Source organism: Labilibaculum euxinicum, assembly GCF_963678175.1.
Lineage (GTDB): Bacteria > Bacteroidota > Bacteroidia > Bacteroidales > Marinifilaceae > Labilibaculum > Labilibaculum euxinus.
Window position 1 is genome coordinate 424,400 of record NZ_OY782756.1, and the last position, 21,216, is coordinate 445,615.

Annotated in this window: 17 protein-coding genes; 11 read left to right on the top strand and 6 right to left on the bottom strand. The window is 37.1% G+C overall.

The features are described from left to right. Positions 1 to 24: 24 nt before the first annotated feature. From ACY0M5_RS01930 to ACY0M5_RS01940, 3 genes are all read left to right on the top strand, one after another. Complete coding sequence (locus ACY0M5_RS01930; protein ID WP_461630631.1) at positions 25 to 2,271, top strand: CocE/NonD family hydrolase; 2,247 nt, start codon at positions 25 to 27, stop codon at positions 2,269 to 2,271. Between the two features lie 63 nt (positions 2,272 to 2,334). Then, the gene (locus tag ACY0M5_RS01935; RefSeq protein WP_461630632.1) at positions 2,335 to 2,919 is read left to right on the top strand and encodes a hypothetical protein; all 585 of its coding nucleotides are present in this window, start codon (positions 2,335 to 2,337) and stop codon (positions 2,917 to 2,919) included. 33 nt (positions 2,920 to 2,952) lie between these two features. Then, complete coding sequence (locus tag ACY0M5_RS01940; protein ID WP_461630633.1) at positions 2,953 to 4,815, top strand: serine hydrolase; 1,863 nt, start codon at positions 2,953 to 2,955, stop codon at positions 4,813 to 4,815. A gap of 339 nt (positions 4,816 to 5,154) precedes the next feature. Here the strand turns inward: ACY0M5_RS01940 and ACY0M5_RS01945 are convergent, their stop codons facing one another. Next, positions 5,155 to 5,457 (bottom strand): group II intron maturase-specific domain-containing protein, encoded by a 303-nt coding sequence (locus tag ACY0M5_RS01945; RefSeq protein WP_461630634.1) that lies wholly within the window; start codon positions 5,455 to 5,457, stop codon positions 5,155 to 5,157. A 150-nt stretch (positions 5,458 to 5,607) separates the two neighbouring features. Here ACY0M5_RS01945 and ACY0M5_RS01950 point away from each other — a divergent pair, with 150 nt between their 5' ends. Then, positions 5,608 to 5,931: a hypothetical protein gene (locus tag ACY0M5_RS01950; protein WP_461630635.1), complete on the top strand. Its 324-nt coding sequence runs from the start codon at positions 5,608 to 5,610 to the stop codon at positions 5,929 to 5,931. On the opposite strand, the gene lhgO is transcribed toward ACY0M5_RS01950, so the two are convergent. Then, on the bottom strand, positions 5,912 to 7,111 hold the full coding sequence (gene lhgO / locus ACY0M5_RS01955; RefSeq protein ID WP_461630636.1) for an L-2-hydroxyglutarate oxidase: 1,200 nt from the start codon (positions 7,109 to 7,111) through the stop codon (positions 5,912 to 5,914). The two genes, ACY0M5_RS01950 and lhgO, sit on opposite strands and share 20 nt — an antisense overlap. Before the next feature lie 436 nt (positions 7,112 to 7,547). Between lhgO and ACY0M5_RS01960 the strand changes: the two genes are divergently transcribed. Continuing rightward, positions 7,548 to 8,816 carry a retropepsin-like aspartic protease gene (locus ACY0M5_RS01960; protein ID WP_461630637.1) on the top strand — a complete coding sequence of 423 codons (1,269 nt, stop codon included), beginning with the start codon at positions 7,548 to 7,550 and terminating at the stop codon, positions 8,814 to 8,816. A gap of 394 nt (positions 8,817 to 9,210) precedes the next feature. Then, a complete protein-coding gene (locus ACY0M5_RS01965) occupies positions 9,211 to 9,918 on the top strand; it encodes a DUF5715 family protein (protein ID WP_461630638.1) in 708 nt (235 codons plus the stop codon). A 59-nt stretch (positions 9,919 to 9,977) separates the two neighbouring features. On the opposite strand, the gene hemN is transcribed toward ACY0M5_RS01965, so the two are convergent. After that, the gene (hemN, locus tag ACY0M5_RS01970; RefSeq protein ID WP_461630639.1) at positions 9,978 to 11,342 is read right to left on the bottom strand and encodes an oxygen-independent coproporphyrinogen III oxidase; all 1,365 of its coding nucleotides are present in this window, start codon (positions 11,340 to 11,342) and stop codon (positions 9,978 to 9,980) included. Between the two features lie 224 nt (positions 11,343 to 11,566). Between hemN and ACY0M5_RS01975 the strand changes: the two genes are divergently transcribed. The 3 genes from ACY0M5_RS01975 to ACY0M5_RS01985 all read left to right on the top strand — a co-directional run bounded on the left by ACY0M5_RS01975 (position 11,567) and on the right by ACY0M5_RS01985 (position 16,420). Then, entirely contained in the window at positions 11,567 to 12,289 is a 723-nt protein-coding gene (locus ACY0M5_RS01975; protein ID WP_461630640.1) for a DUF169 domain-containing protein, read from the top strand. 116 nt (positions 12,290 to 12,405) lie between these two features. Continuing rightward, a complete protein-coding gene (buk, locus tag ACY0M5_RS01980) occupies positions 12,406 to 13,479 on the top strand; it encodes a butyrate kinase (protein WP_124994547.1) in 1,074 nt (357 codons plus the stop codon). 160 nt (positions 13,480 to 13,639) lie between these two features. Continuing rightward, positions 13,640 to 16,420 (top strand): PAS domain-containing sensor histidine kinase, encoded by a 2,781-nt coding sequence (locus ACY0M5_RS01985; protein ID WP_461630641.1) that lies wholly within the window; start codon positions 13,640 to 13,642, stop codon positions 16,418 to 16,420. Here the strand turns inward: ACY0M5_RS01985 and ACY0M5_RS01990 are convergent. From ACY0M5_RS01990 to ACY0M5_RS02000, 3 genes are all read right to left on the bottom strand, one after another. Next, a complete protein-coding gene (locus ACY0M5_RS01990; RefSeq protein ID WP_461630642.1) occupies positions 16,417 to 17,169 on the bottom strand; it encodes a lysophospholipid acyltransferase family protein in 753 nt (250 codons plus the stop codon). The genes ACY0M5_RS01985 and ACY0M5_RS01990 overlap by 4 nt on opposite strands. 617 nt (positions 17,170 to 17,786) lie before the next feature. Then, a complete protein-coding gene (trpS, locus tag ACY0M5_RS01995; protein WP_461630643.1) occupies positions 17,787 to 18,776 on the bottom strand; it encodes a tryptophan--tRNA ligase in 990 nt (329 codons plus the stop codon). 155 nt (positions 18,777 to 18,931) lie between these two features. Continuing rightward, positions 18,932 to 19,378 carry a YqaA family protein gene (locus ACY0M5_RS02000; RefSeq protein WP_124994543.1) on the bottom strand — a complete coding sequence of 149 codons (447 nt, stop codon included), beginning with the start codon at positions 19,376 to 19,378 and terminating at the stop codon, positions 18,932 to 18,934. 166 nt (positions 19,379 to 19,544) lie between these two features. Between ACY0M5_RS02000 and rbfA the strand changes: the two genes are divergently transcribed. Both rbfA and ACY0M5_RS02010 read left to right on the top strand, forming a co-directional pair. Further along, positions 19,545 to 19,880 carry a 30S ribosome-binding factor RbfA gene (gene rbfA, locus ACY0M5_RS02005; protein WP_124994542.1) on the top strand — a complete coding sequence of 112 codons (336 nt, stop codon included), beginning with the start codon at positions 19,545 to 19,547 and terminating at the stop codon, positions 19,878 to 19,880. 121 nt (positions 19,881 to 20,001) lie between these two features. Then, positions 20,002 to 21,144, top strand: a complete 1,143-nt coding sequence (locus ACY0M5_RS02010) for an ABC transporter permease (protein WP_461630644.1) — start codon at positions 20,002 to 20,004, stop codon at positions 21,142 to 21,144. Positions 21,145 to 21,216: the final 72 nt, after the last annotated feature.

Genomic DNA, 21,216 nt, shown 5'->3' on the forward strand with positions numbered 1-21,216 from the left:
ATCAGTGTATAATAATTACAACAAATGAAAAATTTACTGATATTATTGATTTTAGTAAACCTTAGCATAACACTTAAAGGTCAGTCAATAAAATTTGAAAAAGCAGCGTTCTCCGACACCGTATCTTTGACAAAGGCAATGCAAAATCTGGCAACAGATTATTTAAAGCAAAGTAAAATCAGAGGCCTGAAAATCGAATCAAACGACCTTTTCTTAATAGAAATTCTGGCGGGTCAGTATGAGCGCGCCATCCAAACTATTCAATCGACCAGAAAAGATGTTTCCGTTCAAAACGGTCACCCCGACAAGCTTCCTTATGAGCTATTTGCTATGGCAAAAATTGAGGAGTCAGCGAAGCAAATCCCTTTTGAAACCACTTACCGAAAGGTATTGTCTGATTATTTGCAGAACTGTAGTGATCAGCAGCTCTCTTCGGTCAATATTGTATTGACAACTTATGATCAGGTTGCTCAATTTACGAACCGATTTAAGGAAAACTATGACAAAGCTTCAGCACCAGGGATCACTCAGGAGGAAGCTTTAACGCTGTTGCGATCCTATTTCCTTTACCAGGTGTTTCATCATACCGAGCCTATTGTCTTCGGGGAGATAAAAAGGGAACAAAAAAGAAGATATCATATCGAACAAAAAGTGATCGTTTCCCCCATAGATAGCGCTGAAATTTCGCTTACAGTGGTTCGCAAAAGAGGAACCGGCCCACTTCCTGCCATCCTGACTTTTACCATTTATGCGGATTCATCCAATATTAATCAAGCCTTAATACCTGCATCTAAAGGTTATGTTGGGGTTTTAGCTACTTCCAGAGGTAAGGGCCTGAGTAATGAAGCTATTGAACCTTACAAGCATGAACACAATGATGTGTATGCAGCGATTGATTGGATTAGTAAACAGCCCTGGAATAATAGGAAAGTTGGAATGTTCGGAGGTAGTTACAATGGTTTTGCTCAGTGGGCATCGATGAAAGATAGCGTACATCCGGCATTAAAAACAATTGTGCCTTGTGTTTCGGCTGCTCCGGGAATTGATGTACCGATGGAGAATAATATCTTCTACAACTTTTCCTATAAGTGGATCTCCTATGTCACAGAAAACAACTATTTGTACAATACCGATTATCAAAGGTGGAATAATCTTCAAAACACATGGTTTAAATCTGGTGCACCTTATAACAAAATGGATTCCATTGATGGAACACCCAATCCTTTATTTCACGAGTGGATCAGCCACCCCAGCTATGACAGTTACTGGCAAAGCATGATTCCCTATAAAGATGAATTTGCGCATATTGATATCCCAATTCTAAGTATCACTGGTTATTATGATGACGGACAAAGGGGTGCCATGTATTACTTTAATCAGCATTTAAAATACAATCCCAACGCAGAGCACTATTTATTGATAGGACCCTACGATCATTGGGGAGCACAATCAACTCCCAGTGCCAATCTGCGAGGTTATCAGCTCGATAAAGCTGCGCAGATAGATATCCAGAATCAATTGATCTTCGACTGGTTCGATTGCATTCTCAAAGGGAAGGGAAAGCCTGAAATCTTGAAAGACAAAGTAAATTTTCAGGTAATGGGTATGAATAAATGGATGCATAAGCCGTCGGTTTCAGCAATGAGTAATGAAACCTGTACTTTTTATTTAGGCGGCTATAAATCAAACGGTCATTACACTTTGCTTAGCAAGAAACCAAAAAAAGAATATCTAAAACTTGAAGTTGATTTCGCTGACAGAACAAAAATGAATAATGCGTACTATTATCCCTGGCCGGTTATAAAAGATAGTATCCTTTTAAATGATGGTCTTGTTTTTATCAGTGAACCGTTCCAAAAAGGAAAAATCATCAATGGATCTTTTTCAGGTAATTTAGAAATTTCAGCCAATAAAAAGGATTTTGACTACTCGGTTAATTTGTATGAGTTAACACCAGAAGGCAGGTATTTTCAACTGAGTTATTATATCGGTAGGGCCAGTTATTCAAAAAGTAGGGAAGCAAGGGTGCTTCTAACTCTCAATAAAGAGACAACAATCACATTTGACAACACAAGAATTGTCAGTAAAGAAATATCAAAAGGAAGTCGACTTATTGTTATTTTCAATGGTAATAAAAATCCTGACGCTCAAATTAATTACGGAACAGGCAAGGATGTCAGCACAGAATCGATTGAAGACGCCAATGATCCCTTGCTTTTAAAGATTAGTTCCAACAGCAAAATAAATATTCCCATTTATAATGAAGATTAAAACCGGCAAGTAGAGCATTATCATAAGTTTCAACGAATGTTAACATCAATTAAAATTACTGCCATGATAAAAAAAGTAATATTTCAAATAACAGCATTGCTATTGTTGCTTGTTAGCTGTTCACCTTCAACAACAAACAAACCAAGTTTAAATGATTATCAAAGTGGAGAAAAATGGGTCTGGAATTGGAAACGTACTGTAGAAGGTGAGGTACGTGCGCAAGGAGAAGATTTACAGGAAGTGGTCGACTATAATGGAGTTTTAGGATTGTGGAATGGTGTTGATACCGTCCGGATTTCGACTACTTTAGACCAAAAACAGAGCAACACTCCCTTTCGTAGCTGGCCTTTATTCGTAGGAAAGAAATGGAAATATGAATCAGAATGGGAAAATGATGAAGGTACCAAAGGAAAAACGAGTCAGGATGTTGAAGTTGTTTCCTTTGAAGAATTAAATGTTGAAGCAGGAAATTTCATGGCTTACAAAATAGAATACAAGGGAATGGTAACTAATTCAAGAGGTTATAAAGGGGAGATGTCGGATATGTGGTGGTATTCCCCTGAATTAAAAACATATATAAAGCATGTAAATAATGATGGTTATGGTGTTTATGTCAATGAATTAATTCATTACTCAAAAGCCCGTTAGAAAAAACTATGCACAATTAAATCCTTTTTAATTATGAATAAACTGAATTCAATTTACCTACAAATATGGTTAACCTTTATTTCAATAAATGCTTTTACTCAAAACAAATCGACTGACGCAGACATACTGAAACCTTTTATAGCTGAGAGTGAAATTATTATTGATGGAAAATTAAATGAAACTATTTGGCAAAAAACAATATCCATAAATGAATTATTTGATGAAAATGGTAAATATGAAAATACAGAAGTTCTTTTTACTTATGATTCAGATAATCTGTATGTTGCTTCCAGGTGTCACATAAACGACACTTCTAAATTAAACAAAGAGCATTTGGATAAGGACAACGGATTAATGTTGACCAATGACTGGGTTGCATTTTGTGTTGATACTTATGATGATGGAATCAATGCATATGCATTTCTTGTAGATGCTGCCGGCAATGAATTGGATGGTGCTTTAAACCCGCCAACAAGGGATTTGTCATTTTCTTTTTCCTCAAAATGGACTTCTGCAGTTGAAGTAAATCAAGATGCATATACTGTTGAAATGAAAATTCCACTTGAGAATCTGCCCATAAGGTGGAACAAGGATAGTGTGACAATGGCCATACAATTTATCAGAAACGATAAGCAAAACAACCAAATGGTTCAATGGCCGCCGACCAAGAATATAGGAAAGTATAAAACCATAGTTCTACATGGAATAAACCAAACACATCCTCAAAATTTGTCAGGAGTAAATATTTCAGACAGATTAACTTATAAAAAATCAAAAATTGATGTTAACACCTTGTTGGGAAGATGCCAGGGCGGGGATGCCTCAGTAATGGACTATTTAATATTCAAGAAGAGGGATATTAGTGGGGCTGAGCATCCGCGGATGCTACATTACAACATGCAAACAGAAAGGGTTAAGAGAATATTTGAAAACACCTCGTATTTCAAAAAATTAAATACAAATATAAACTTCGAAACCATGTTAGAAAGGTCCCAGACTACAGCATTTATTGTATTGCGAAATGACACCGTTATATTCGAAGACTATTTTAATGGTTTTAATAAAGATTCCATATTCACATCATTTTCGGTGGCCAAATCGTTTGTTAGTACACTGGTAGGGTTGGCTATTTCAGATGGATATATAAAAAGCGAAGATGATAAAATAACAGAATATCTGCCTGAATTGATGAAAAAAGATACCCTTTTTTCAAGAATCACTATAAAAGATTTGTTAAGTATGAGTTCAGGACTTGCTTATTCACATGATGGTTTTCCTTCTGATGATGAGTTTACCTATGTAGCTCCTGATTTAAGGAAAACCACTCTTGATCATGTCCGCATCTCGGAGCAACCAGGAAAACATTGGCTTTACAATAATTATAACCCTTTATTACTGGGTATGATTTTGGAACGAACTACTGGCAAGTCAGTTGCTAAATATGCAGAAAGAAAATTATGGAAAAAAATGGGAGGAAGTAATGCAAGTTGGAGCCTTGACGAACATGGTTTTGAGAAAATGGAAAGTGGAATAAACTGCAATGCTTATGATTATGCACGATTTGGGTTGCTTTTGCTTAATAAGGGAAAATACAAGGGTATACAAGTAATACCTGAAAGCTGGGTGCAAAAAGCAACGCAACCACAAGAAAAACCAAAGGGATATTACGATTATCTTTTAGAAAATAATACATATTACCACTATCTCTGGTGGGGAAAATTTCGTGAAGGACAGGAAAATGCCAATGATTTTTTTGGCATGGGAAACAAGGGTGAATATGTTTATATCTGTCCACAAAAGAAGCTTATTATAATAAGACTGGGATTTGAATATGGTTTTACTCCCGGATCAATGTCGTGGCCAGATATGTTTTATGAATTTGCTACACAGTTTTAGTGAATATCAAATTCGTGAATAATTATTAGAATATAAACAATGCAGTTATAACCATTAACACATTGACTTGTTGACACTTATATTTGTTGCCAATAAGAAATAACAATTTATCATTTTCAAAGACGACCTGATTAATTGACACGCCCAGATTTTCGATAGAATAACCGTAATGAAGCAATTAGGGTTTATTTAAAAATAACTATATAAAATACGTTTGGTAGTCGAGTAAGCTAGGGGAATTTCACCCCTAACTTCTCACAGAACCGTATCCCGAAAAAAATCGGGACAGGCAATAAATCTCTCAATTCATACGGCTCTTATTATGCAGTCAATTCAATTTTAGGTTAACTGATAGCCTAATGTCCAATGATAAAATAGATTGGGATAACAATTACAGATACGCCTTAACCATCTCACAGCTTTCACCTTGCTACGCTTAAAGCCTTTGTATTTGTTCAATATCCACTTTATCAGACGATGATGTAGGTAATAAAACACGGGTTTCATGCACCGTCGATGAATTCTTCCATAATAATTTAACCAGCCACGTATTTTAGGATTGAGCAATATTGCCAAATCTTGAATTGTGTGCTGACTTTTATTGTGAAATTTTAAATCGCGCAGAACACCGGTAAGTCTCACTTTTGATTCTCAACTCATGATACAATCAAATTGAAGAAAGCTTCCGCCCCGTTTCAATTTCATATGTATGGGATGAAAACCGCTGTATTTGAATCTTAATTGAGCTATTTTATAAGTTTTTAGACTGACTGACCTTGGTCAGAATTTTTATTGAAACAAAATGAAATAGAGTTTATTGATATTACCTGCTGGTATTTTTGCAAAAAAAGACCGGAAAAGCTCATGCGTGGCAGAGCCTACACTTACCTGAAACAATTGGTCGGCGAAATCCGCACTTACGGTAAATACGCCTTCTGGAACAACGAAGAGAAACAAAAGAGGTATTTGAGTGAGTACGGAAGACGAAAACACACAAAAAATAATGAAACCGAAACATCTGTTGTTCAAGGAATAAAGATTTTTCGCCAAGCTCACAATGATCCTAAAATTTTACTCTTTGGACAGCCTCATTTTTTTACGCCAGTTTTTCACTGATGATGTAACGTGCAAAGGCAAAGCTGCAGGTGAAAGCGGGCGAAACCGCATTCAGGATGTGCAGTGAATGTTCATCGCCTTCGAGCAGAAAATCCATCTCCAGTTTCAGGGTTTCGGTGTTCAGCAGTTGAGCCCTGATGCCTGGAGCCAGCCATTCGTTGAAAGCATTTGCCTTGCAGCTGTGCGTGAGATCTTTGGCCAGACCAACAAAATGCTTTCGGTTGTATTTTCTGATTTCGTGGATGGCCAGTTTTCTGAAATTGAACGAATTGAACAGGAACAATTTGGCTTCGTAGTAAAGTATTTGCAGGAATTCTCCCCATTTGAAACCTTCGAAACCGCTGTAGTTTTCCCTCCAAAAGGCAGGAATGGAAGTTGGGCCCAGATTCACCCGGTTGTGTACGGTAAGGGTGTAGTGTACGCCCAAAAAGGGATTCAGTAGATTTGGTACCGGATAGATGTGAGTTTGGCAGGGCAAATCGTTTCCGTTGTATTGCAGATAAATTCCCTTAAAGGGGAGAATCACCCGGTGTTTTGAAAAGCCAAAATCGCGGGCAATTTTATCGGCATACAAACCCGCTGCGTTGATGAGTCGTTTCGTTTGGTAGGCCGAACGATTGGTAAGTATCAAATCGCCTTTTCGCCTCAGGTACCGCACAGCAAAATGAATGCGCACCCCTTTCTTCTGCAACACCTCGCTCAGCTTTTCGCACACCAAAACCGGATCAACGCTCGCGGTGGTGGGCGAGTAGAGCGCTTGTTTGTGCGTTTTTGCATTGGGCTCGATGCGTGCAAGTTCATCGGTACCGATCAAGCTGACCTCCACACCATTTCTTTTTCCGCGCCGCTCCAACTCGTGCAAACCTTTCAGTTCAGCCTCATTTGCCGCAACCACAACCTTTCCGCAGCGTTTCACCGCAATCTCATGCTCACTGCAAAATTCCTTCATCAGGCGATTGCCCTCCACACACAGGCGGGCTTTCAGGGAATCGGAAGAGTAGTAGAACCCGGCATGCAACACCCCGCTGTTGCGACCACTTGCATGACAGGCCACCCGGTCCTCCTTCTCGATAAGGACAATGTGTTTTTCGGGAAAGCGGTTTGTTAGCTCGTAAGCCAGGCTTAAACCAACGATTCCGGCACCAATGATCAGGTAATCGCAAACAATGGGCTCCTTCATGACAAGTTTTTTTTCGATTCGCGAATGATTCCATCAAGTTAAGTCAATCCTGACAATTCGAGAAACAATTTTTGCAAAGAAAATCAACAGAAGCAGCCCATGGAGTATTTTCCCGGTGAATTGAAGCTAAGTCCGGGTTAAAAACTTCCGATAACTAATGCTTCCGGGAGTCACCCCAGTGCATAAGGGACTTGCTCCCTCCAGGCTTTCTTTTACAAAACTTAACATTATAAAAGAACTTTTACTAAATTTATCATTCAAGGCACAAACAAATTGCAAATTGCATTGCGGAGTTCGTGCGGTGCGTTGTCTCCGCTCCTTTCCCGACCGTCATCTCCTGCCGGATACTGATGCTCTTCGAATTCCGCAACAACAACAAACAATTTATCGTTTGGCAGCAATACCGATGATACAGAAACTTAAATAGAATGAGGAAATGAAACAATTAAAAGAAATCTTAATCCTTTTATGGATTTTATTGAGCTTAAATGCTTGTGTTAGAAATAATGAAACTGTATTTAATGAGATTTATGAATTAACTGAGCAAAATAATTTTTTCAAAGCCAAAAAACAGTTTGAATTAAACAAAAATGCTTTGTCAAAGCCTTATCAAAAATTTATAGTAGCAGTTTTAGACAACGCTTTTAACAAACTTGGTGCATCAGAACAAACTATTGAGGATTTAATAAAAAATGAGAATTCTATTCCAGATTCACTTCAATTTAAATTGTATGAAACAAAGTACGACAATGCCTTGAAACTATATAATTATAAGGAAGCAAAAAATACGATTCTAACCATATTGAATGATTATAAAAAGTATTTAGACAATGAGCAAACAGACGACTATGAAAATAGTCTTAAAATATGGACTGCATTAGAAAACGCTCCCGCACAAAAAGTTGATGTTAAAAAAATGACAAACATTAAAATGGAGAAAGATATTGCAGGCTTGAATACGTTAAAAATGTTTGCTGATAACGATTCTCTTAATTTTATTTTTGATACAGGAGCTAATTTATCAACCACATCTCTGTCGGTTGCAAAACAGCTAAATATGAAGATAATTCCTGTTGATATAAAAGTCGGGACAATCACAGGAGATAAAGTTTTGGCAAAGCTAGCCGTATGTAACAAGTTAACAATGGGGAATATTGCCCTATTTAATGTAATTTTTCTGGTTTTACCGGATGAAGCACTTTCTTTCCCCCAAATTAATTATCAGATATATGGTATATTAGGTTTTCCTGTGATTGAAGCACTGAAGGAAATCCGGATAACCCAAAACGGCAACTTTATCGTTCCACTTGTAGAGTCTACCTCTTCGGAAAGTTCTAATATGGCAATGAATGGATTAACTCCATTAATCTATATCAACGACAAACATTTTACTTTTGATACGGGTGCTGACCAAACCATTTTATATGAAATATTTTATACGGAGAATCAAAAGGAAATAGATGAAAAATATCAAGCTGAAAAAATCAGTTTTGGAGGTGCAGGCGGAAGAAAGGAATTTGACGGGTACAATATTGATTACATCTTAAATATTGGAGGAGAGCAAGTAAAACTTGAGAATATAAATTTGTTAAAAGAAAAAATAAAAGAAAGTGAGACTGTTTATGGAAATATTGGACAGGACTTAATTCAAAAATTCGACACAATGATTATTAATTTTGACAAGATGTTTATCAGATTTGAATAAGTACTGCTGCCAACCAAGCAGCAAGCCACCAGGTTATTAGCCTAGCGGAAAATCTCTCACACCAACCAGCGTAAGAGTCACGTACTGAGCGGTTCGTTAAGTTATGGGAATAAAGAATCACGTCTGTTAGGCGTGATTTGTTTGTGAATACCGAGCATCGATTCATAAGCACGTTTCTGTAATCTTTCAAGAGTAATTGTAGTTCCCGAAATGGAACTATCCACAACAAGCGCTATTCCTGCAAACTGTCCTTATCCCTAAACATTAAAAATTAAACACATAAACCTTCATTAAAAAAATAGTCGGCTTATAGTACTCATAAAGCAAAATAAAGGACTGTACGTAAATTAAATAAAGTTTGTTTTTTTTAGCTTTGTGAGCGTAAAACCAAGAGATGACTAAAAGAAAATTAAAACCTAAAGTTCGTAAAGTGTTGCTACTTGCTGTGCTGGCAACAGGCATTATATTGTTACTATTTATTGCCAAAAGCTTACGCCCTAAAGGTAAAACAGAAGCTCAGGTATCTGTTCCCGTGCTAACAAAAGATGAAAGCAGAGCCTTGCGCCGCTATAACAATACTTATCATCTTGATCTGGCTCAGGAAAAGGGATTGGAAAAACCTTTAGTTTCGAAAGCCGAATACAAAGAAAACCCTGACGATTTTGGGGATCGCTATGATCTCGAAAAAATAAGCGATAACGAATTCTATGAAATACCGCATTTAACTAATTCACTGCCTTACCTGCAGGAGCCGGCAGTAGAATTTTTAGACTTGCTTGGCGAAAGGTTTTGCGACTATCTGGAAGAATTGGGAATGAGAAAGTATCGGTTTTCAGTTACCTCCATATTACGAACTCTGGCAGATCAAAAATCGCTGCGTAGAAGCAATGTAAACGCTACGCCAAATAAATCATCGCATTATTACGGCCGAACCTTTGATATTTCACAAACGCGTTTTTTTGAGAAAGGGAATAGTAAACCCGTTTATTCCTACCGTCTTCGAAATGTATTACTGCGCGTATTAATTAAAATGCAGGATGAAGGCAAATGTTACGTTCTTTTGGAAGGTCAAACAAAGTGCATTCATATCACGGTAAAGTAAACCCATAAAAAATCCGGTAATCAATTTCAATTACCGGATTTTTCTATTTTTTTTCTGCCTTAAATTGACTTCGAAAACATGTTGTCTCCACCACTTTTGGCAGCACGCAGTTTGTTATCGAAGAGCTTGGCAATATTTCTTAGGAAGATCATACCCAAATCGGTTACCACCAATTTTTCATCATCAACAATAATAATTCCCTCATCGGCTAATACCTGCAGTTCTTCATTAATGCTTGCCGGCAAATAAGCTTTTAAATCATCGGTAAAAAGCAATTCGCGCCGACAGGTAATATCCAATATTGCACACTTTACAATCACATCCTCATCGCTTAGGAAGTAGCCTTTTTCCAAATCAAGTTCATTCTTCATTGAAGCCTCTTCGTAAGCCTTAATCAGCTTTACATTTTGTGCGTAAGCATATTTAGCATCTGATATGGAAGAAGCTCCCAAACCAATCAGCAATTCGGTGTGCGAAGTATTGTATCCCATAAAATTACGGTGCAGCCGCCTGGCTTCGCGGGCAATGAACAATTCGTCGTGAGGCAATGAAAAATGATCCATTCCCACATCACTGTAGCCCAGTTCAGCCAGTTTCTCATTTCCCAAATCGTACAAAGCACGTTTTCCTGCACTATCCGGAATATCGGCATCGGTAAAAATGCGCTGACCTTTTGTTTTCCAAGGCACATGAGCATATGAATAGTAAGCAATCCGATCTGGTTTCAGCTCCGCTACCTTCTCAAAAGTATCGCTCACCGATGTCAATTTCTGCTTAGGAAGTCCATAAATTAAATCAAAGTTTACCGAATGATATCCTATCTCGCGTGCAGCTAAAGTTACTTCCTTAACAGTTTCGAAACTTTGCGGACGGTTAATTACCCGTTGTACCTCGGGATCGAAATCCTGAACCCCAAAGCTCACTCTTCGAAATCCAACATCATACAAAGCCTGTAAATGCTCACGGGTGGTATTATTCGGATGCCCCTCAAAGCTAAATTCATGCTCGGGATGCAGTTTTGCATTCTTTTTCAGGCCAATGATTAACTTTTTCAGATTTTCAGGATTGAAAAAAGTTGGCGTTCCACCACCCAAATGAAGCTCCCGAATAATTGGCTGCTCCTGAAAAGTATTCAGATAAATTTGCCATTCCTTCAATAAAGCATCTATGTATTGATCTTCTACCCCGTGATTACGGGTAATCACTTTTGTACAGGCACAATAAGTACAAAGCTTTTCACAGTAAGGCAAATGAATGTAAATACTAATTCCTTTCGAAGCATTCGATTCATCAAAAGTCCTTTTTACAACTTTTAGCCAATCTCCCGCTTCCGGGCGCTGATCTCCCCAAAAAGGAACAGTAGGGTAACTTGTGTACCGAGGCACCGGCACATTATATTTTTCAATTAATAATTCTCTGTCCATAACTAAACCATCTTTCGGATTAATACCATACAAATATATCTTTTTTTATAAGATAACGCTCCCGAAGGCCTTTACAAATGCATGAAAGCTTTGTAATTATGCGAGTTGATCGATTTTTATCGTGTTTCGGATAATGACGTATTTATCCTTAAAAATCTATTCATTTCAGTTGCCGGTCCATCAAACAAGTCTGATATTTGTATAAGAACCAATCTGCTAAAGCTATGAAAAAAGAACTTCAAGAAGAATTTACTGCAAAATGGGCGAAATATTTCGGAAGCGAAACCGAATTGCCTATCTGCTTTTGGTACAGCAATGAAAAGGTTCAGGATCAGGAAATAGTTGCCAAATCGTGGAACTGTATCATTGCCCTTCTGCACAAAGTTCGAAAAGGAACTGCGGCCAGTTTTTCTGCCGATTCATTTGGGTGTATGGGTGGAAAATGCTATTCCGGTTTTGCCGGTCGTCCTGCCGGATTAAATATGTTTCTTTCCACTGGTAAAGAGAAATATCTGAAGACTCCTGAAATCGCTCAACAGGCCATTGATCAGTTTCCGGTATTCGCTGCAACGGCAAAATACATTACATTTAAACGCTGGGATCTGCTCAATGAAAAGGATGAACCCGATGTAGTGATTTTCTTTGCTGCTCCTGATGTTCTTTCCGGCTTGTTCACATTAGCCAACTTCGATCAAACAGATCCTTTTACGAACATTGCACCATTTTCATCGGGTTGCGGTTCAATTATCTCCTACCCTTATCTGGAAAGCAAAAAGGAGAATCCGAAGGCTATTTTAGGGATGTTTGATGTTTCGGCCCGACCTTATGTTCCCGAAAACACATTGAGTTATGCAGTCCCAATGAAAAAATTCAAAAATATGATACAGAATATGGACGAAAGTTTTTTGACTACTGAGGATTGGTTGAACGTAAAAAAACGAATTTAATGCAAAAAAAACTTATTGACCACGATTTAAATCCCGAAAAATACTTTGCATGATTTCATGATTGAGTTTCTTTTCGTACTTTCAGAATCATATCTTAAACTCAACTCTCCTACTCTATGAATCCAAAGGAAATTGTCATCGTAATCAACCCAGGGTCAACATCTACTAAAATCGCATTATACAACAGATCAGAGCTTATTAATGAACATATCATCCGCCATTCGCAAAAGGAGCTCGATCAATTTCATAAAGTTACCGATCAGTTTGAATACCGCTACCAAATGGTAGAAGCCGGATTGGATAAAATGTTATCAGAAAAGGATGTAATTGTGGTTGGCATCGTAGGCCGGGGTGGCATTGTAAAACCTCTTGAAGGGGGAACTTACACAATCAGCAACAGCTTCCTTGAAGACGCAAGAACAGGTAGCTTTGGCGATCATGCCTCGAATCTGGGAAGTATGCTTGCCGATAAACTGGCTAAACATTTTAATCTCGATGAGAGTTTTACTGTTGATCCTGTTTCTGCCGGCAACATCTGGGAAAAAGCACGTATATCAGGTGTGCCGGGCATTGAACGAAACCGAAGAGGGCATCCTTTAAATATGAAAATGACTGCCCGGAAAATTGCAAAACAACAAAATATACCTTTCGAAGAGGCCAAATATGTTATTGCTCATTTGGGAGGCGGAATTTCCATTGCCGCAGTTGACGGTGGCAAAATTGCAGATGTAAACGATGCTTTGATGGGAATGGGACCTTTCTCGCCTAACCGGGCCGGAGCTTTGCCCACACGTGGTGTAATGGATTTATGTTACTCGATGCCTCGAAAAGAGGTTGAAACGCTGCTAAGTAAAAATAGCGGACTTAAAGCCTACTTAGGTGTTGATGATTTACGTGATGTTTTCAAACTAATTGATGAAGGGAATGAAAAAGCACAGCTGATTTACGATGCTTTTGTCTATCAAATTGCCAAAGAGATTGGTGCTTACCATGTTGCTCTAAAATGCAAGGCGAATGGAATTATCATAACTGGTGGAATAGCCTATTCGGAGCGCTTTATTTCTGATTTAAAAGAATATGTTTCAGACCTTACTGATTTCTTTGTTTATCCGGGCGAAAACGAAATGGAAGCTCTGGCAGAAGGTGCTTTTCGGGTAATTGACGGAATTGAATCAGCCTTGAAATATTAATACTGCAATATTGCTTTACCTAATAGGGTTCTTTTATGTATGATCAGTTCTGGAAACAAAGAATTCAATTGCATTCAATCCAATTAAATAACCTGAAATAAAGCGACATAGCCTGTTATTTTTTGTATCTTAGTAAGCTTTCAACCAAAATGATTGTGCAATGACCATCCCCAACCAAAAGCACGCCAATTTATACCGATCCTTAGTCCTTAATTCAGGAGACGCAATGTATTTGTTCAATCTTGATGGGAAGTTGGTTGAGGTGAACAAACAGGCTTGTGCTAATTTGGGATACACAAGAGAAGAGCTTCTTGCTCTATCTTTATTTGACGTTGATACTGAGTACAAAACCAAAGAAAAACTTCTCGAATTTTTCTCAATTCTGAATCGTGAAAAAAATTACAAACAAACTACCTATCACAAACGAAAAGATGGTTCAACATTTCCTGTTGAAGTTAGTATCTCTTTATTAGATGAAAACGGTAACAAACTTATACTTGGTATTTCACGCAACATATCTGAACAGGTTGAGGTGAAACAAAATCTTTTCACCTACATTGATACACTCGAGAAAATACACCAGATTACTCTAATTTCAAAAGACATTGAAAAAATGATTTCCGATGTACTTAATGTGGTACAGGAAGTGTTTAAAGCAGACCGAACTTTTTTTATTTCTTCTGACAATACAAAGGATCAATTTCATTTTCCACCTGTTGAAATTATTAAACCCGGTGTAGCATGTATTTCAATATTTGACGAAAACGAGATAGCAAACAATTACCGGCAAGAACTTTTTGAAAAAAGAAAATATCCCGGCGATAACACTTCCGTTTCAACCTACTCTGAACCAGAAGAAAACAAATCTTATATTGAGGAGCTTCATATTAAATCGGAAATGATTACTGCCATAACAATTTCAAATAACACTAATTATTTAATGGGAGTTCATCAGTGTACAAAAATACGGGAGTGGACTCAACTTGAAAAAAAATTATTTATTGAAATCAGCAGAAGATTAGGGGATACAATAAATCGCTTGCATTATTATCACCACTTAAAGCAAAGTGAGAAAAAATACAAAACCCTTTTCGAAAATGCGCCTCTTTCCTATCACTCTTTAAACAGCGATGGCAATATAGTTGATGTTAATAATACCTGGTTGAAGTTTTTAGGCTACAAAAAGAAAGATGTAATTGACAAGAACTACGGTGATTTCCTTCATCCTGATTGGAAACATGTTTTTGATACAAATTTTCCAAAATTTAAGGTTTGTGGTTATGTGAATGATGTTCATTTTAAAATCAGACATCAAAAAGGGCACTACAAATACATCTCGCTGCAGGGTTGCACAGGTTGCCACCCTGATGGGACATTTAAAAAAACATATTGTGTATTTCAAGACATTACTTCGAGAAAAAAAGCGGAGGATGAACTAAAAGAGAGTGAAGAAAGATACAGACTGTTAATGGAACAATCTCCATTTACTGTGGAAATATATGATTTAAATGGATTACAGATTTCTGTTAACAAAGCGTACGAAGAACTTTGGCAAATACCCAAAGAAATAACTTTATTCAAATTTAATATTCTTAAAAGTCCACAGGTTCGCTCATCGGGCATGTTAAACTATATCAAGCGTGCTTATACCGGAGAAACACTAGATATTCCTGATTATCAGTTTACATCAGAAATTGAAGCCGGTTCTATTTATAAAAGCCAAAGTCGATGGCTGAGAACCCGTGTGTATCCTATAAAAAATGAATTTGAGAAAGTCACCCACATTGTATTGGCTCACCGGGACATAACCGATCAAAAGGAAGCACAAAAAGCATTAAGAAAGAGTGAAGGTCAATTTAAAACTTTTGTTCAGCGGGTTCCAATACCTCTTAGTCTTGTGAACATCACAAGCGGTAAAATTAAATATCTGAACGATCGTTTTTTAAATACTTTCGGCTATACTCTGAATGATATTCCTCACCTGGATGATTGGTCGCAATTGGCATATCCTGATCCTAAATACAGGAAATGGGTAATGGACAACTGGGAAAAAGCCATTGACTATGGAATAAAATATAAAACTGACATTACACCGGATATATACGATATAACCTGTAAGGATGGAAGTATAAAGAAAATTTTAATATCCGGAATTGTATTGGGTGATGACTTCCTTGCAAACTTTATCGATTTAACTGCACAAAAAAACATTGAAAATGAGCTGATTGCTGCTAAAGAAAAAGCAGAAGAAAGTGAAAAATTGAAAACAGCGTTTTTAGCCAATATGAGTCATGAGATCCGGACTCCAATGAATGGCATCCTTGGGTTTGCCGATTTGTTAAGCACACCAAAATTAAGTGGCGAAAAACGCGAAAAATACATTAAAATAATATCGCAGAGCGGGGAACGAATGCTCGCAACAATCAATGCCATTATTGAAATTTCGAAAATTGAAACCAATCAAATCGTTAAATGCATTTCGCAAGTAAATGTAACCGAATTGCTCCAAAATCAACTTCTTTTTTTCTTACCCGATGCAAACAAGAGAAAAATTACGCTAAGAGTCAAATCATTACTGCCGGTCGATGAATCTTTCATATTCACTGATTACACAATGTTGACCTCTATTCTTACCAACTTAATTAATAATGCCCTAAAATATACTAATTCAGGCTCAATTACATTTGGCTGCACAAAAAAGGCCGATTTACTGGAATTCTTTGTAAAGGATACCGGAATTGGAATACCACAAAATGTACAAAAAAGCATCTTTGAACGATTCACTCGGGTAGATCTGGAAAACACCAAAGCAATTGAAGGTTCTGGTCTTGGCTTATCGATAACCAAAGCCTATGTAGAATTACTCGGAGGTGAGATATGGATGGAATCGGAAAAAGGTGTTGGCTCCCAATTCTTTTTTACCATTCCTATTAAAGGTTAAATACCATATTTCTCTTGCAAAGGCTTATTAATTACATTCCGCAGCTTTTCCGATAATGCTTCCGCATCCTGTTTGGTTAATCCTGTAGTTGGAATTAACGGATGAATAATTACCTCGGCAATACCAGGACTCGCATTGCCTTTAAACATAGTTCCCCGCTGCAATCTTTTCCAATTGGTAGTTTGAGTAATTGGCAATATCGGAATCCCCGTTTGTATGGCAATGGACACAGCTCCAGGTTTAAATTCTCCCAAATTAGGAGCATTTTGAGGAATGGTTCCTTCAGGCAAAATTACCAATGGATAGCCCTCTGCAATTACATCCATCATTTTCTTAAAACTTTTTAGCGCTCCCAAACGATTGTGTCTGTCTACCAAAATATTCATCCCTGAGGTATAAAAAATGTGAAACAAAGGCCATTTTTCAATCTCTTTTTTACCTGTAAACACAAAGTGCTGATCGAAAATAATATACAATGTTGCCGGATCGATAAAAGAGCTGTGATTGGAGCAGATTAGAAATGGCTGACCGGTAATTATATTCTCTCTTCCCTTCACCCGAAGAAATATTCCTGATCCGTAAAGCCATACCTTTGCATACACTTTTATCACCTTAAAAGCCTTTGGGAAACGTTCTTTTTTGGATAACAAATACTTAAATACCGGATAAAAAAGCAATAATGTTATTACGAAATAAAGAAAGAAATATAGTTTGTATAAGAACCTGATTGGAAATATCAATATATTCATTTTTAAAATCTAATATTTGATTGTAATTACATACATTTTTAGGCTATAACCACTTGATTGTATCTGTTAACCCAAAAATTATACCTACTGTTTAATGAAGCAAAATTAAGATTTATTATCTTGAATCAGCAAATCAAGATAAAATTCTAATCAATCCCTTTCATTTTTTGTTCATTCTCATTAATTAAACGATAAATTTTCGACGATATTTTAATTGCAAAACTTACCTCCTGTTTATAATTCAAACTCTGCAGTTTTATCCCTCAGAATCCAATTTCAAAGTATGTCCGTTTTTAGAAGGCGAACAAACAATATAAAATTTTAAGTATGTGCAAACGCATCACAAGTTACCTCTACGTTAAACAGTAATCCGGCAAAGATAATTACTTGCAGAATATTCGCATTGCAGTATAAAATTAATTTAAACTTTAACCGGAAATTCTTGATTTAACCATAGAATTCGGGAAAAGTACTTGCCCCTCAACCTATTTTCTTTTGCGAAGCAATTCATAAATTAAGAAGTAAAAACGAAAAGTCCGCCCCAATATGAAACGCCCTGTAAAAGAAATGCCACTCCGTACGGAATGGCATTTTTTATATCTGTATAATCGTACTTTTTAGAATTTACGAAAACCAATTAACCTGCGAACCTCTTCAAGAGTTTTAGCTGCGCTTTCGCGGGCTTTTTCGGCTCCTTGCTGAGTTACTTTCCTTAGGTAAGCATCATCCTGATAGATATCAAGAAAACGCTCTCTGATTGGCGCTGTAAAATTAATGATATCTTCGGCCAACTGCTTTTTGAGATCACCGTAACGAACCTCACAGTTGTTGTATTTATCGTTGAAGAAATCGTAAGTATCTTTGGTCGAAACCACGTCCATTAGAGTAAATAAATTTTGAATTGCTTCCGGTTTTTCCTGATTCATAGTTGTTGGACCACTATCCGAAACTGCTTTCATTACCTTTTTACGAATCTCTTTTGGATCTTCGACCAAGCCGATTGCATTTCCTTCCGATTTACCCATTTTCCCGGATCCATCCAATCCCGGAATTTTCACAAATTCTCCGGTGAACGAATAAGGCTGAGGAATTGGGAAGGTTTCTTCCCCGTATGTGTTATTGAATCTTTTTGCAAATTTACGGGCCATCTCTAGATTCTGCTCCTGATCTTTCCCCACCGGTACTCTTTGCGCTTTGTGAATTAAAATATCCGCCGCCATTAAAACCGGGTAGGTTAACAAACCGGCATTCACATTCTCAGGGCTTTTACGTGCTTTATCTTTAAAAGAAGTGGTTCGTTCCAGTTCTCCCAGATATGCATTCATGTTCATCAGCAAATACAGCTCAGGAATTTCAGGAATATCACTCTGCACGTAAATCGTTGCTTTTTCAGGATCGATTCCGCAAGCTAAATATTCAGCCAATACGCTTCTAACATTTGAGTGAAGATCAGCAGGAGTCGGATGTGTAGTCAAGGAATGCCAGTCAGCTATAAAGAAAAAACAATTGTTATTGTTCTGCATTTGAACAAAATTCTTTATCGCTCCGAAATAGTTCCCCAGGTGTAAATTTCCTGTAGATCGAATTCCACTAACTACTGTATTCATGATCTGATTTTATTAATAGCCCAAGCATTGAGCCGTTTATATTTAAAAAAATTATCCAGCAAAATTATGAAACGAATCGAACAAAAAAAATATTGAAGGCCTGAAAATATTGGTAATCTGCTAATATGAAGAAGATTTGTTCTTATTTGTCTTGCTTAGGCATTAATTATTTGCAGTGTAATCCACGCCCACACAATATACCGGCACAATTTCCCGGCAGCCATAAAAAGGGCAACCCAAACAGGCTTACTTCTCAATAAGCCCAATCCCAAAGGAATAATATCTCCAACAAAAGGCAGGAAAGCAAAAAAGGCCAGTGCGCTTCCTTTATTCTGAAGAAACAGTTTTGTTTTTTCGGCCTTCGCCTGATTTATGCGAAGAAATTTTTCGATCCATTCCCACTTTCCCAAATAACCCAAATAGTAGGTTAACACTCCTCCCAGCCAATTCCCAAGACTGGCAACAGCAATGGTTACAGATATATCGTAACCAGAATAAACAAAAAGGCTTAAAATTGCTTCGGAACTAAACGGCAATATAGTAGCTGCCAAAAAACTTGCCACAAACAATCCCCAATATCCATATTCAAACAAATCTGCCATAAGGCGCAAAGGTAGCTATTCAATTATAAATTAAGAATGACGAATTAATAATAGAGGAAAGTGCACTAATTTAATTCCATCCACATTTTACTATTCAAGACTTTTACTACTTTCCCACTCTTCCAGACTTTTATTCTATCTTTGTAAAAAAATTAGAACATTATTTATGGAAACTACAAGACAAAGCAAAGTTTCAAGATTGCTGCTAAAGGATTTAAGTGAGATATTTCAGATGGAGTCGAGAAATCTTTTTGGTGGTAAAATGATTTCGGTTACTACTGTTCGTATTAGTCCGGATTTAGGACTTGCAAAAGTATATCTTAGCATTTTCCCTTCCAGTGAAACTGAAGAGACGATGAAATTAATTAAGATGAACACAAAGAATGTTCGCAGAATTCTTGGAAATAAGGTTGGGAAACAACTTAGAATAGTTCCTGAATTGGCATTTTTTGTTGATGATTCGTTAGATTATATCGAAAACATCAACAACTTGCTTTCATAATGCAGCTCACAAACAGCAGTACTTCTCTTAAGTCAATGTAAATTACTTGAACCTTCCCTTCCATATTGCCAAACGTTATCTGTTTTCGAAAAAAAAACAGAATGTAATCAATGTCATTTCGATGATATCGGTTATTGGTGTTGCAATTGGAACTATGGCTCTGGTAATTGTTCTTTCTGTATTCAATGGTTTTGATGGATTGATCCGTGACCTTTTTGGCAGCTTCGATCCTGATTTAAAAATTCTTCCAAGTACAGGCAAAACCTTTGTTCCTGATTCTACTTTCCAGCAAATCAGGAAAATGGAAAATGTGGTTTTCTACTCCGAAGTGCTGGAAGAAAATGCCCTTCTTAAATACGGAAACAAACAACGCCCTGCAATCATAAAAGGTGTAGATGAGGAGTTTATCTTAATGACCGGCATCGACACCATGATGGTTGAGGGAAATTTTTTGCTGAATAGTGGAAAGCATCAGTTTGCTGTACTTGGCTACGGTGTTGCCCGGGATCTTGGTGTGGGGCTCACTTTTACCAACTACATTAAGTTTTATGTACCCAAACGCAATGCAAAATTGGGATTGAACCCAATGAATGCATTTTCGACTGAATATCTGTATCCTTCAGGATATTTTTCCATTCAACAAGATTTTGACTCTCAATATGTATTGGTTCCTCTGGATTTTGCCAGAAAATTATTCGACTACACCAATGAGGTGAGTGGTATTGAACTCTCCATTAAAAATCAGGATGAAGTAGAAAATGCAAAGGAACAAATTCAAGTTCTTTTAGGTGACGATTTTGTAGTAAAAAACCGATTCGAACTGCACGATGTTTTATTTAAAATGATGCAATCGGAAAAAATGGCCATTTTCTTTATTTTAGCTTTTATTCTTGTCATTGCATCCTTTAATGTAATTGGTTCGTTAACCATGCTTATTTTGGATAAAAAAAATGACATTGCTACACTAAGAAGCATGGGTGCTGAAGAAAAAACAATCCAAAAAATATTTCTGCTTGAAGGTTGGCTTATCTCTCTGTTAGGTGCAGCTATTGGCGTAGGATTAGGTCTTGCTATCTGCTTTTTACAGATAAAATTTGGTTTGATTACCCTATCTGGAAACGGAGCTTTTATAATGGATTCCTATCCCGTTGATGTTCATTTTACCGATATTTTTATCATCTTTACAACTGTTGTTTCAATAGGATATGCCGCATCACGCTATCCGGTTCGCTACATCACCAAACGTTTCCTGCAATTCAATTAATTTGGATTGTCAGGATACCAAACTACCTGCTATACCGTTTTAAATTTCTGAATGGACAAATTGTCCATTTCA

Excerpts from the sequence above, each read along its gene's own strand:
- ACY0M5_RS01975 (WP_461630640.1), top strand. The coding sequence starts at position 11,567 with ATGAAAAAAGAACTTCAAGAAGAATTTACTGCAAAATGGGCGAAATAT.
- buk (WP_124994547.1), top strand. The coding sequence starts at position 12,406 with ATGAATCCAAAGGAAATTGTCATCGTAATCAACCCAGGGTCAACATCT.
- ACY0M5_RS01990 (WP_461630642.1), bottom strand. The coding sequence starts at position 17,169 with ATGAATATATTGATATTTCCAATCAGGTTCTTATACAAACTATATTTC.
- ACY0M5_RS01940 (WP_461630633.1), top strand. The coding sequence starts at position 2,953 with ATGAATAAACTGAATTCAATTTACCTACAAATATGGTTAACCTTTATT.
- ACY0M5_RS01985 (WP_461630641.1), top strand. The coding sequence starts at position 13,640 with ATGACCATCCCCAACCAAAAGCACGCCAATTTATACCGATCCTTAGTC.
- ACY0M5_RS01965 (WP_461630638.1), top strand. The coding sequence starts at position 9,211 with ATGACTAAAAGAAAATTAAAACCTAAAGTTCGTAAAGTGTTGCTACTT.
- lhgO (WP_461630636.1), bottom strand. The coding sequence starts at position 7,111 with ATGAAGGAGCCCATTGTTTGCGATTACCTGATCATTGGTGCCGGAATC.
- ACY0M5_RS01960 (WP_461630637.1), top strand. The coding sequence starts at position 7,548 with ATGAAACAATTAAAAGAAATCTTAATCCTTTTATGGATTTTATTGAGC.
- ACY0M5_RS02010 (WP_461630644.1), top strand. The coding sequence starts at position 20,002 with ATGATATCGGTTATTGGTGTTGCAATTGGAACTATGGCTCTGGTAATT.
- trpS (WP_461630643.1), bottom strand. The coding sequence starts at position 18,776 with ATGAATACAGTAGTTAGTGGAATTCGATCTACAGGAAATTTACACCTG.
- rbfA (WP_124994542.1), top strand. The coding sequence starts at position 19,545 with ATGGAAACTACAAGACAAAGCAAAGTTTCAAGATTGCTGCTAAAGGAT.
- hemN (WP_461630639.1), bottom strand. The coding sequence starts at position 11,342 with ATGGACAGAGAATTATTAATTGAAAAATATAATGTGCCGGTGCCTCGG.
- ACY0M5_RS01930 (WP_461630631.1), top strand. The coding sequence starts at position 25 with ATGAAAAATTTACTGATATTATTGATTTTAGTAAACCTTAGCATAACA.
- ACY0M5_RS01935 (WP_461630632.1), top strand. The coding sequence starts at position 2,335 with ATGATAAAAAAAGTAATATTTCAAATAACAGCATTGCTATTGTTGCTT.
- ACY0M5_RS02000 (WP_124994543.1), bottom strand. The coding sequence starts at position 19,378 with ATGGCAGATTTGTTTGAATATGGATATTGGGGATTGTTTGTGGCAAGT.